Origin of the sequence: Cupriavidus cauae (assembly GCF_026210475.1) — a bacterium.
In the GTDB taxonomy this organism is placed as follows: Bacteria; Pseudomonadota; Gammaproteobacteria; order Burkholderiales; family Burkholderiaceae; genus Cupriavidus; species Cupriavidus cauae.
In genome coordinates, this window is record NZ_CP080293.1 from 255,545 (window position 1) to 267,103 (window position 11,559).

Below are 11,559 nucleotides of genomic sequence, written 5' to 3' on the forward strand. Positions count from 1 at the left end.
ATTGCACAAACGGAGGGCAGCGTGATGGAAGCCATTTGCCCGGTCCAACGATCCAGCGACCGTCGGCGTGGCGCCATCCTGGTTGGCATCGCAGTGTTTGACAGGAACAAAGGAGAACAACATGGAACGTAGGGCATTCCTGAACGCCAGTGCGGGTCTCGGTTTGGCGGTGGCCGGCAGCGGCCTGCTGTTGGGCGCGTGCACCACCACGCGCGATTCGGCTTCTTCCCCGGCCGAGAAAACGACGCGCCGCCGCGAGATCGATTCCGGCGTTCAAAACACACTGGACCGGCTGTACAGCTCGGTCAACGGCTCGCGCGACCTCGCCTCGCGCGCCCGGGGCATCCTGGTGTTTCCGCGCACGCTGTCGGCCGGCTTCTTCGTCGGCGGCGAATATGGCGATGGCGCGCTGCGCGTGGGCAATACCACCCGCGGCTATTACCGCACCATCTCGGGTTCGCTGGGCTGGCAGATCGGCGCGCAATCGAAGGCGCTGATCTTCATGTTCATGAACCAGCAGGCGCTCGACAAATTCCTGGCCAGCGACGGCTGGACCGCGGGTGTCGACGCCACCGTGGCGGTCGCCAAGGTCGGCGCCAACGGCGCGCTCGACACCAATACCGTGCAGCAGCCGGTGGTGGGCTTCGCGCTGACCAACGCAGGCCTGATGGCTGGCCTGAGCCTCGAAGGCACCAAGATCACCAAGCTGGACCTGTAAGGCGCGCCATCTGCTGGTGATGCCTTGCAGCACCTCGCGCCGCGGCCCTTGGCAGGGGGCCGCGGCGCTTTTTCCTGTCGATTCCGTGGCTGGGAAGCCGAGCCGTGTTGCCGCCGTCCTTGCCGGCCTCCTTGCCGCCTTTGTTTCCTCCGCCACGCCAACGTCCGCGACACCGGCAACGCCAAGCCGCTAGAATTCGTCCCTTTCGCCAACCGGCCGAGGTACCGAATTCTCATGTGGTTCAAGAATCTTCAGCTACACCGCTTCTCCGCACCCTGGAACAAGGACGCCGACGAGGTCGAGGCCTGCCTCGCCTCGCACGCCTTCTATCCGGGTACCAGCCTCGAAATGCAGACCCAGGGATGGGCCTCGCCGCGCGATAACGGCGCGCTGGTGCACCGCGTGGGCAAGCAGATGCTGCTGACCATGCGCGCCGAGAAGAAGCTGCTGCCGGCCACCGTGGTCAATCAGGTGACCAAGGCGCGCGCCGCCGAGCTCGAGGAGCAGCAGGGCTACAAGCCGGGCCGCAAGCAGCTGCGCGAACTGAAGGAACAGATCACCGAGGAATTGCTGCCGCGCGCCTTCAGCATCCGCCGCGATACCCGCGTCTGGATCGACCCGGAGCGCGGCTGGCTGGCAATCGACGCGGCCTCGGCGATCAAGGCCGACGAGGTCCGCACGCTGCTGTTCAAGGCGCTGGACCCGCTGCCGCTGACCTCGCTGCAGGTCAACCAGTCGCCGGTGGCGGCGATGACCGGCTGGCTGGCCGACGATGCGGCGCCGGCCGGCTTTACCGTCGATCAGGAGATCGAGCTGCAGGCCAGCGCCGAGAGCAAGGCGACCGTCCGCTATGTCCGCCATCCGCTCGACGCCGAAGAGCTGCGCCGCCATATTGCCGCCGGCAAGCGCTGCACGCGCCTGGCGATGACCTGGAACGACCGCGTCTCCTTCGTGCTGACCGACGCGCTGGCGATCAAGCGCGTGGCGCCGCTCGATGTGGTCAAGGAGCAGATCGACGGCACCATGAGCGACGAGGACGAGCGCTTCGACGCGGACTTCGCGCTGATGGCCGGCGAGCTGTCGGCCATGCTGGGCGATCTGACCGAGGCGCTGGGCGGCGAACGGAAGGGCTGAGGCCGGTTTCGGCGGTAGTCGCCAGCCTCGGCGGTTTTCGATACGGGGCCGGCGTCGATACCGGCCCTGGCTCACCGACACCGATTCGCCGATTCAGTCGCTCGGCGGCTCGGCGTCTCAGCGGGCCGGATGCCGCTCGGCACCAGCCGGTGCGCATCGCTCCAGCACCGTCTCCCGGCCCGGCAGGCCGGCAAACAGCGGATGCACCGAGACCAGCGCGCGCAACTCGGCGGGCAGCATGACGCGGTCCCTGCGGGCCAGCGCCGCCGCCTGCTGCAGCGCGCCCAGCACCTGCTCCATCACCGCGCGCCGCAGCCCGGCATGGCGCGGGTCGATGGTTGCAATCGATTGCAATGCCAGCGCCAGCACGCTGGGCCGCGCGACCCGCGCCAACGTCTCCGCGGCGATCGTGATGCGCGCCCCGTCGAGCTCGGCACCGCTGAAATCGGTCCATGCGAGGCTGATATCGCGCAGCGTCGCCTGCTTCAGGTTGGCGCCGTTGAAACGCAGATGCGATACGCCGGCAACCGGCGGATCGGCACCCGCCAGGTCCGCATTGCTGAAATCGAAGGCCAGCGCCGCCAGGGGCGCCTCGTCGCGCAGGTCCAGGCTGACGCCACGCAGCAGCGCGCTGCGCTGCGCGGCGGTCGTCGACGGGGCGCGGGAGGCGTCGCCCGCGTGCAGCCCGACCAGCCGCCGGGCCAGCTCCAGAAAGCCCTGCCAGCCGCGCTGCCGGGGCGCGGCATCGTGGCCCGGTGACTCGGCGTGGCTGGCGTCATGCACCGCGAGCTGGATACCGGCATTCACCGGCCTGGTGGACGCGGTAGGGATCGCGCCGGCCTGCTCCGACGCGGAAGGCACGGCAACGCCGCGGTGGATACTGGGAATGGTCATGTCGGCTCTCCCGCTGTGGAATCAGGCTGCTCGGTGGATTGTTCGATTCGACGTTCGACTGGAAGGATCGAATTGGAGCGTTGAATCGAAGGGTCGACTCGAAGCGTTGAATCGATGGGTCGGATCAAAGCGTCGAATCGAATGGCAGCCATTGTTCCCGCGGCGGAGACGTCCGACCATGCCGTTAGGGCAGCAGACTATCGATTTTGGTCCGCTCCTTGCGGGGTTGGTGACCCAGGCCTCACGACGAGGGACCGCCCCGGCAAAAAAACCTTGCAGTTCGGCGCGGACTTCAGGGTAAACGCGCCCCGGGGGAAGAAGCCCGGAAACGCGCCGCGGAAGCCGGGCAGCCGCTCAGAAGATCTCGCCCAGGTGCGATACCAGGAAGAGCAGGATGCCGATGCAGCAACCCACCGCCGTGCCGCTGATCCGGATGTACTGCAGGTCGGGGCCGATGCTCAGTTCGATCTGCCGGGACATGTCCGTCGCGTCCCAGTTGCGCACCGTGTCGCTGATATGCGACGTCAGGAAGTCGGCGAACCGCGGTGCGGCCGTCGCGGCGAACGACTCGGCGTGGTCATTGATGGAGCGGCGCAATTCCTCGTCGCCGGACAGCTTCCGGCCGAACCACAGGCCCACGCGCTCGACCTGTTGCTGCAGCTGTGGCGAGCTCGCCTGGAGGTCGTTGGACAGCCATTCGCGCAGCGAGGCCCACACGCTGGCGGCATAGTCGGCAAGCTCGGGATTGCGCAGCACGAAGTCCTTCAGCTCCTCCCCCCTGCGCAGGAACGCTTCGTCGGTCTTGAGCCTCGCGATCAGCGCTTCGAGCTCCTTGTCGAAGGCCGCCCGCAGCTCGTGCGCCGGCATCCGGGCGACCTCGTCGAGAAAGTCGATCACGTTGGTGCGCGCCGCCTCCGCGGCCTTGTCGCCCAGCCACTCGGTCGGCAGCACGATCTGCTTCCACTTGTGTTCGCTCCTGAGCCAGTTGACCACGCGCTGGGCGATCAGCTGCTGGGTTTCCGGCCTTTTCAGCAGCGCGATCGCATGCCTGAGCACGGCGTCGAGCAGTTGCTGATGGCTGCCTCCCTTTGTCAGCATCTCCAGCACGGAAGCGAGCGCCGGCGAGAAATCGATGCGGCCGATGACCGTACGCGCGGCATCGTTGAGGAACGCCTGGATGCGCCGGTCGTCCACCAGATCGAGCAGCACGCCCATCAGATTGGCCGCGTGCTGACCGATGCGGTGCGCATTGGGGGGCTCGCTGAACCAGACCGCCAGCCGCTGGGCGGGATCGCTGCGCCGGATCAGGTCCGTCAGCACCTCGGGGTTCAGGAACTTGTCGCGAACGAACACCGCAAGATTGTCGGCGATGCGGTTCTTGTTCTTCGGGATGATCGCCGTATGCGGGATCGGCAGGCCAAGCGGGCGCCGGAACAGCGCCACGACCGCGAACCAGTCCGCCAGGCCGCCGACCATCGCGGCCTCGGCACCGGCCCGGACCAGCCGGACCCAGAACGTGGGCGGCAGGAACAGCGTCGCCACGAACACCGCCGCCGCCGCGCCGACGCATGCCAGCGCCACCCGTTGCATGCGCCGGAGTTCGGCTTCCTTGCCCGCGATCCGCTCTTGCTGCATGGCGTTCCCACCCCGCTCCGCTCGCACCCGCATCCTCTTTGATGAAAAAAGGGACGTTTCGACCGAAACGTCCCCTTCCTTACCGCTGATTTCGCTACCGTCCGACAGCCCGGCGCGACGCTGGCAATCTCAATCCCAGGACAGCGCACCGCCCGTCTGGTACTCGATCACGCGCGTCTCGAAGAAGTTGCGCTCCTTCTTCAGGTCGATCATCTCGCTCATCCACGGGAACGGGTTTTCCTCGTTCGGGAACAGCGGATCGAGGCCGATCTGCTGGCAGCGGCGGTTGCAGATGAAGCGCAGATAGCTCTTGAACATCGGCGCGTTCAGGCCCAGCACGCCGCGCGGCATAGTGTCCTCGGCGTAGCGGTATTCGAGGTCGACCGCCTTCCTGAACAGGCCGACGATCTCTTCCTTGAACTCCGCCGTCCACAGATGCGGGTTCTCGAGCTTGATCTGGTTGATCAGGTCGATGCCGAAATTGCAGTGCAGCGACTCGTCGCGCAGGATGTACTGGTACTGCTCGGCGGCGCCGGTCATCTTGTTCTGCCGGCCCATCGCCAGGATCTGCGTGAAGCCGACATAGAAGAACAGGCCTTCCATGATGCAGGCGAACACGATCAGCGACTTCAGCAGCTTCTGGTCGTTCTCCGGCGTGCCGGTCTTGAACGACGGATCGGTCAGCGTGTCGATGAACGGGATCAGGAACTCGTCCTTGTCGCGGATCGACGGCACCTCGTGATAGGCGTTGAAGATCTCGGCCTCGTTCAGCCCCAGCGACTCGACGATGTACTGGTAGGCGTGCGTGTGGATGGCCTCCTCGAAGGCCTGGCGCAGCAGGTACTGGCGGCACTCGGGCGCGGTGATCTGCCGGTAGGTGCCCAGCACGATGTTGTTGGCGGCCAGCGAATCGGCGGTGACGAAGAAGCCCAGGTTGCGCTTGATGATGCGGCGCTCGTCTTCGGTCAGGCCGTTCGGGTCCTTCCACAGCGCGATGTCGCGCGACATGTTGATTTCCTGCGGCATCCAGTGGTTGGCGCAGCCGGCCAGGTACTTTTCCCAGGCCCACTTGTACTTGAACGGCACCAGCTGGTTGACGTCGGTGGCGCCGTTGATCACGCGCTTGTCGGCGGCGTTGACGCGGCGCGTGCTCTGCGCGGCCGCGGCGTTCGGGTTGTTGCCGAGGATGCCGGCGCCCGGCTGCGTCGCAGCGGGCGGCAGCACGCCCTGCTGGTCGGCGGTGGCGGCAACGGCAGGTTGCAGGGCGGGTTGAGGCGCGGGCTGCGGGGCAGCCTGCGGATTGGCTTGAACGTCGTCGTCCCAGCTCAGCATAGTTTGTAGCTCCGAAATACTTTCCGCGTCTTTTTGAAGGCCGGGGACAACCCCCGGCGCATGCACTACTTGCGGCCCTTCTGCGCCAGCGCGCTGCCAGCGACCGACTTTGCCGCGCTTCCAAATCTGCGGTCAGACAGAATCTTTGACGCCGCAGTAGCTACTCGACTAGAAGTCCCCTCTGCTGGCGATTTCGTTTGAGTCAGCACGCTAGCAGCTACGGTTTTTACAGCGGGACTCGAAGATGTCTGCAGCACCTTAGAGGCTTGGCTGGCAACACCTTTGGAGGTCTCTTTAGTCATCGCTCTCTCCTTACTGGCAGGCCTCGCACTCGTCGAACCCCGGATCGCCCGGGCGCATCGTGCAGACCGCGCCTTCGGCTTCGGGCATCGCCGGCGCCGAGGCGGCGGCCTGGTCCAGCGCCGAGGCCGAGGCACCGCCGGCGGCGGCGCCCGACGACACCGCGTTCAGCGAACCGCGCGACACGGTCGACTTCTCGACGTGCGTGGCGGCGATGGTGCGCAGGTAGTAGGTCGTCTTCAGGCCGCGGATCCACGCCAGCTTGTAGGTGTCGTCCAGCTTCTTGCCCGAGGCGCCGGCCATGTAGATGTTCAGCGACTGGGCCTGGTCGATCCACTTCTGGCGGCGGCTGGCGGCCTCCACCAGCCAGGTCGGCTCGACCTCGAACGCGGTCGCGTACAGGTCGCGCAGGTCCTGCGGAATGCGGTCGATGCGGGCCAGCGAACCGTCGAAGTACTTCAGGTCGGCGACCATCACCTCGTCCCACAGGCCGCGTGCCTTCAGGTCGCGCACCAGGTAGTCGTTGACCACCGTGAACTCGCCCGACAGGTTCGACTTGACGTACAGGTTCTGGAAGGTCGGCTCGATGCAGGCCGACACGCCGATGATGTTCGAGATCGTCGCGGTCGGCGCGATCGCGATGCAGTTCGAGTTGCGCATGCCGTGCTGCTTGATGCGGGCGCGCAGCTTGTCCCAATCCATCGTCGACGACTGATCGACCTCGAGGTAGCCGCCGCGTTCCTCGGCCAGCAGCTTCAGCGAGTCCTGCGGCAGGATGCCGCGATCCCACAGCGAGCCCTCGTAGGTGCTGTAGCGGCCGCGCTCCTCGGCCAGCTCGGTCGAGGCCTGGTAGGCGTAGTAGCAGACCGCTTCCATCGAGGTGTCGGCGAACTGCACGGCGGCGTCGCTGGCGTACGGCACGCGCAGCACGTGCAGGCAATCCTGGAAGCCCATGATGCCCATGCCGACCGGGCGGTGGCGCAGGTTCGAATTGCGCGCCTTGTCGACCGCGTAGTAGTTGATGTCGATCACGTTGTCGAGCATGCGCATCGCGGTGCGGATGGTCTTCTCGAGCTTGGCGTGGTCGAGCACGTGGCTGCCGTCGGCCTGCTGCTTCAGGTGGGCGACCAGGTTCACCGAACCCAGGTTGCAGACCGCGATTTCGCTGTCGTTGGTGTTCAGCGTGATCTCGGTGCACAGGTTCGAGCTGTGCACGACGCCGACGTGCTGCTGCGGGCTGCGGATGTTGCACGGATCCTTGAAGGTGATCCACGGATGGCCGGTCTCGAACAGCATGCCCAGCATCTTGCGCCACAGCTGCATCGCCGGGATCTTCTTGAACAGCTTGAGCTCGCCGCGCGCGACCTTCTCTTCGTAGCCGAGGTAGGCCTTCTCGAATTCCTTGCCGACCTTGTCGTGCAGGTCCGGGCAGGTCGACGGCGAGAACAGCGTCCATTCGCCGTTCTCCATCACGCGCTTCATGAACAGGTCCGGAATCCAGTTCGCGGTGTTCATGTCGTGCGTGCGGCGGCGGTCGTCGCCGGTGTTCTTGCGCAGCTCGAGGAATTCCTCGATGTCCAGGTGCCAGGTCTCCAGGTAGGCGCAGACCGCGCCCTTGCGCTTGCCGCCCTGGTTGACCGCCACGGCGGTGTCGTTGACCACCTTCAGGAACGGCACGACGCCCTGCGACTTGCCGTTGGTGCCCTTGATGTGCGAGCCCAGCGCGCGCACATTGGTCCAGTCGTTGCCCAGACCGCCGGCGAACTTCGACAGCAGCGCGTTCTCCTTCAGGCCCTCGTAGATGCCTTCCAGATCGTCGGAGATCGTGGTCAGGTAGCACGAGGACAGCTGCGAGCGGCGCGTGCCCGAGTTGAACAGCGTCGGCGTCGACGACATGAAGTCGAACGACGACAGCAGGTTGTAGAACTCGATGGCGCGGCCTTCACGGTCGCTCTCGTTCAGCGCCAGGCCCATCGCGACGCGCATGAAGAAGGCCTGCGGCATCTCGATGCGGGTCTCGTCGATGTGCAGGAAGTAGCGGTCGTACAGCGTCTGCAGGCCCAGGTAGTTGAACTGGAAGTCGCGCGAGGCGTCCAGCGCCGCGCCCAGGCGCGCCAGGTCGAAGGTCGCCAGCTTCTCGTCGAGCAGCTCGGCCTCGATGCCGCGGGCGATGAACTTCGGGAAGTACTCGGCGTAGCGGCTGCCCATCTCGGCCTGGGTCACTTCCTCGCCGAGGATTTCCTTGCGGATCGTGTGCAGCAGGATGCGGGCCGTGACCTGGCTGTAGGCCGGGTCCTTCTCGATCAGCGTGCGGGCGGCGAGGATGGCCGAGTCGTAGACCTGGCTCATCGGCACGCCGTCGTACAGGTTCTTGACCGTTTCCTTCAGGATCGGCTCGGCCTCGACGCCGCCGCCCAGGCCGGCGCAGGCGGTGTCGATCAGCGCGTGCAGCGCGACCAGGTCCAGCGGCCGGGTGACGCCGCCATCGGTCACGTTGAAGCTGACGCCGCCCTGCACGCGGGCGACGGCCTGCGCGTTGGCGTGGCTGCGCTCCTGGTTGCGCTTCTCGCGGTAGAGCACGTAGGCGCGCGCGACCTCATGCTCGCCCGAGCGCATCAGCGCCAGCTCGACATGGTCCTGCACGTCCTCGATGTGGAAGGTGCCGCCGTTCGGACGGCTGCGCAGCAGCGCGCGCACCACGTTCTGGGTCAGCTGCTCGACCAGCTCGCGCACGCGCGCCGAGGCGGCGCCCTGCCCGCCATTGACGGCGAGGAAGGCCTTGGTCATCGCCACCGAGATCTTGCTCGGCTCGAAAGCGACCACCGCGCCGTTGCGGCGGATGATCTTGTAATCCTGGTAGTTGCCAGCGGCGTTGTCAGCGGCGGGGCTCGGCTGCGCCACGGCGGCGGAACCGGCCTTGCCGGCGAATTCTTGTTGGGCCGTCTGCATGAAGCACTCCTGTTTTTTTTGACCAGTGTTATCAACGACAAAGAGCCCCTGGAAAATGCGCAAAAAGAGACATCCCGTGCGCGGCGATGCCGTGCCGGATTACTGCCTTGCTGCATTCCCGTGGAGGGCTCTTGTGACGTGCCGACCCTGTGGCGCGCCGGTGCATGCGCTGGCGGCCGGCTGGAAACGCTTGACGCGCGTGGCGCGAAGGCAACCTGCCGAGCCCGTGGCGAACGCTGCACGCCTAGGTCGGCTCCCCGAAAGCACCACTAGATATAGTGGTCATAACGAAAAGCTGGACTAAGTATAGTGAAATGAATCGCGTTGACCAGTCTTGACAAGCGCTTCGGCAGGCCGCTCCGGCGCCACGCCGGACCCCCACCTCCCCGCCAGACCAAGCGGCTCAAGGCTTGCGGCCGTTTTGTCGGTTGCCGCACCGACGAAAGAATTTTTTTCGATGAGCGCCGCGCTTTCGATAGCCCCGCCAAGATCCCGACCGGTAGCCCGCGATAGCCCCGCACCGGCAGGGGTTTTCGGCTAGGCCGCCGCCCCGCCGCGGCGGTACGGCAGCATCGCCGGCGCCAGTCCGGCGCCTCGCGCAAAGCGCGGCCAGTCAAAGCAGGGGCCGGGGTCGGTCTTGCGTCCGGGGGCGATATCGCTGTGGCCGGCCACGGCTCCGATCGGATAGGCGCGCAGCAGCAGCCGGGTCAGCGCCGTGGCGGTGTCGTACTGGGCCGGTTCGAAGGGCAGCGTGTCGCAGCCTTCCAGTTCGATACCGATCGAGAAGTCGTTGCAGCGCTCGCGGCCGAAGAAGGCCGACTGGCCGGCATGCCAGGCGCGGTCCTGGCACGAGACGAACTGCACCAGCTCGCCGCTGCGCCGCACCAGGAAATGCGCCGACACGCGGACCGCGTGGATGGTGGCGAAGAAAGGATGGCGAGCCGGGTCGAGCCGGTTCAGGAACAGCGCCTCGATATCGTCGCTGCCGAACTCGCCGGGCGGCAGGCTGATGTTGTGCACCACCAGCAGGTCGACCGGCATGCCGGGCGGACGCGGATCGAAGTTGGGCGACGGCACCCGGCGCGCGCCCTCGACCCAGCCCGCGCCGTCGAGCCGCAGCCGGGACGGAAGCGGCGCCGTCATGCGGGACCGCCGCGGTCGCCGCGGTTGCCACCGCGGTTGTCACCGTTATCGCCGCCCTCGTCGCCAAAACGGTCCCGGGATTCGGGCAGATGTGCGGCACGGCAGTAATGCAGGCCCTGGTAGGCGATCGCCTCGCTGCGCGGCAGATGCACGCCGCAATGGGCGCACGGCACCATCGGCTCCTGCGCGCGGCCGTCGGTGCCCTGCCGCGGCACGCCGGCATCGACCGGAGGGGGTTCCGCCCGGCGCGCGCGCACGCGGCTGCCGAGCCACCAGAAAATGGCCAGCAGGATCGCCAGCAACAGGAACAGACGTGCCATCGACGATGCCTTGCTTCAGAGGCGATGCAGAATCACTTCGATCACGAAGCGGCTGCCGACATAGGCCAGCAGCAGGATGCAGAACGAGGCGATGACCCAGCGCAGCGCCACGCGGCCGCGCCAGCCGTAGAACCGCCGGCCTGCCAGGATGCCGGCGAACATCACCCACGACACCACCGCGAACACGGTCTTGTGGTCGAAGCGGAAGACCCGGCCGAACAGCTCCTCGGAAAACAGCAGGCCGGACGCGATGGTCAGCGTCAGCAGCACGAAGCCGGCCGCGATCAGGCGGAACAGCAGCTTCTCGAGCGTCAGCAGCGGCGGCAGCAGATCGAGCCAGCGGCCCAGCCAGCCGACCTGCTGCGGCGCGCCGGCGGCCATCGCGCCGCCCGGCACGTGCACGCCGTGGCCGCGGTTGAAGCCATGCAGCCGGCGCTCGACCAGCAGCATCAGGAAGGCATGGAAGGCCGCCAGCGTGAACAGCCCGTAGGCGACGTTGGCGATGATGAAATGCAGCTTGAACAGCGGCCGCGCGGCGTAGCCCAGGATCTGCGCGCCGGGGAAGGCGAGCGGCATCAGGCTGGCCAGCATTGCCACCGGGATCACGACCAGCCCCAGGCCCGCCAGCGAGAAGAAGAAGCTCTCGATCCAGTAGATGCCGACGCCGAGCCACAGCATCGCCGACAGCGCGAAGGCGAAGCCGAACACCATGCGGTCGGCCGGAAAGATGGTTTCATGGAGCAGCATGCCGTGGCTGGCGAGCACCGCCACCATCAGCACATGCCACCAGGCGGGCTGCCCCTCGGCGCTGCCGCCCGGCGTCGGGCCCGGCACGAGCACCATCGAGCCCGGCTGGCCTCCGATACCGGGTCCGCCCGCCGGACCGCCCGCCGTGCTGGCGGCCAGCCCGGCGTGGCGCGTCGCCCAGCCGTGATAGGCCAGCGCGCAATAGAGGAGTGCCGTCAGGGCATACAGTACAATCGCCATTCGCGCAGTTTACCCTAGCGCCTGCCGTGGTGACCGACGGCAGTGGCCGCGGCGGCAAGGCCGGACGGGCGACGCCGCGATGGACGCCCGGCGCCATCGCCCCCCGCCGGTGCCACGCCACGGTCCGGACCCGCGCGGTCGACGATG

The 11,559-nt window shown here is 66.9% G+C and carries 9 protein-coding genes; 2 read left to right on the forward strand and 7 right to left on the reverse strand.

From position 1 onward, the window contains the following. Positions 1-121 precede the first annotated feature (121 nt). Both KZ686_RS01155 and KZ686_RS01160 read left to right on the forward strand, forming a co-directional pair. Positions 122-718: a BPSL1445 family SYLF domain-containing lipoprotein gene (locus KZ686_RS01155; RefSeq protein WP_149316601.1), complete on the forward strand. Its 597-nt coding sequence runs from the start codon at positions 122-124 to the stop codon at positions 716-718. Between the two features lie 234 nt (positions 719-952). Next, complete coding sequence (locus KZ686_RS01160; protein ID WP_149316600.1) at positions 953-1,852, forward strand: recombination-associated protein RdgC; 900 nt, start codon at positions 953-955, stop codon at positions 1,850-1,852. Positions 1,853-1,969: 117 nt separating this feature from the next. On the opposite strand, the gene KZ686_RS01165 is transcribed toward KZ686_RS01160, so the two are convergent. The 7 genes from KZ686_RS01165 to KZ686_RS01195 all read right to left on the reverse strand — a co-directional run bounded on the left by KZ686_RS01165 (position 1,970) and on the right by KZ686_RS01195 (position 11,412). Then, positions 1,970-2,746 carry a pentapeptide repeat-containing protein gene (locus KZ686_RS01165; RefSeq protein WP_265632857.1) on the reverse strand — a complete coding sequence of 259 codons (777 nt, stop codon included), beginning with the start codon at positions 2,744-2,746 and terminating at the stop codon, positions 1,970-1,972. A 354-nt stretch (positions 2,747-3,100) separates the two neighbouring features. Then, positions 3,101-4,381: a DUF445 domain-containing protein gene (locus tag KZ686_RS01170; protein ID WP_265632858.1), complete on the reverse strand. Its 1,281-nt coding sequence runs from the start codon at positions 4,379-4,381 to the stop codon at positions 3,101-3,103. Positions 4,382-4,510: 129 nt separating this feature from the next. Further along, positions 4,511-5,713, reverse strand: a complete 1,203-nt coding sequence (locus KZ686_RS01175) for a ribonucleotide-diphosphate reductase subunit beta (protein WP_149316597.1) — start codon at positions 5,711-5,713, stop codon at positions 4,511-4,513. A 312-nt stretch (positions 5,714-6,025) separates the two neighbouring features. After that, entirely contained in the window at positions 6,026-8,962 is a 2,937-nt protein-coding gene (locus tag KZ686_RS01180) for a ribonucleoside-diphosphate reductase subunit alpha (RefSeq protein ID WP_226107108.1), read from the reverse strand. Between the two features lie 537 nt (positions 8,963-9,499). Continuing rightward, a complete protein-coding gene (gene ampD, locus KZ686_RS01185) occupies positions 9,500-10,105 on the reverse strand; it encodes a 1,6-anhydro-N-acetylmuramyl-L-alanine amidase AmpD (protein WP_265632859.1) in 606 nt (201 codons plus the stop codon). After that, a complete protein-coding gene (locus KZ686_RS01190; protein ID WP_265632860.1) occupies positions 10,102-10,425 on the reverse strand; it encodes a PP0621 family protein in 324 nt (107 codons plus the stop codon). Before KZ686_RS01190 ends, ampD begins: the two co-directional genes overlap by 4 nt. 15 nt (positions 10,426-10,440) lie before the next feature. Further along, a complete protein-coding gene (locus KZ686_RS01195) occupies positions 10,441-11,412 on the reverse strand; it encodes a cytochrome C assembly family protein (RefSeq protein WP_149316593.1) in 972 nt (323 codons plus the stop codon). Between the last annotated feature and the right edge of the window lie 147 nt (positions 11,413-11,559).

Excerpts from the sequence above, each read along its gene's own strand:
- KZ686_RS01155 (WP_149316601.1), top strand. The coding sequence starts at position 122 with ATGGAACGTAGGGCATTCCTGAACGCCAGTGCGGGTCTCGGTTTGGCG.
- KZ686_RS01160 (WP_149316600.1), top strand. The coding sequence starts at position 953 with ATGTGGTTCAAGAATCTTCAGCTACACCGCTTCTCCGCACCCTGGAAC.
- KZ686_RS01165 (WP_265632857.1), bottom strand. The coding sequence starts at position 2,746 with ATGACCATTCCCAGTATCCACCGCGGCGTTGCCGTGCCTTCCGCGTCG.
- KZ686_RS01170 (WP_265632858.1), bottom strand. The coding sequence starts at position 4,381 with ATGCAGCAAGAGCGGATCGCGGGCAAGGAAGCCGAACTCCGGCGCATG.
- KZ686_RS01175 (WP_149316597.1), bottom strand. The coding sequence starts at position 5,713 with ATGCTGAGCTGGGACGACGACGTTCAAGCCAATCCGCAGGCTGCCCCG.
- KZ686_RS01180 (WP_226107108.1), bottom strand. The coding sequence starts at position 8,962 with ATGCAGACGGCCCAACAAGAATTCGCCGGCAAGGCCGGTTCCGCCGCC.
- ampD (WP_265632859.1), bottom strand. The coding sequence starts at position 10,105 with ATGACGGCGCCGCTTCCGTCCCGGCTGCGGCTCGACGGCGCGGGCTGG.
- KZ686_RS01190 (WP_265632860.1), bottom strand. The coding sequence starts at position 10,425 with ATGGCACGTCTGTTCCTGTTGCTGGCGATCCTGCTGGCCATTTTCTGG.
- KZ686_RS01195 (WP_149316593.1), bottom strand. The coding sequence starts at position 11,412 with ATGGCGATTGTACTGTATGCCCTGACGGCACTCCTCTATTGCGCGCTG.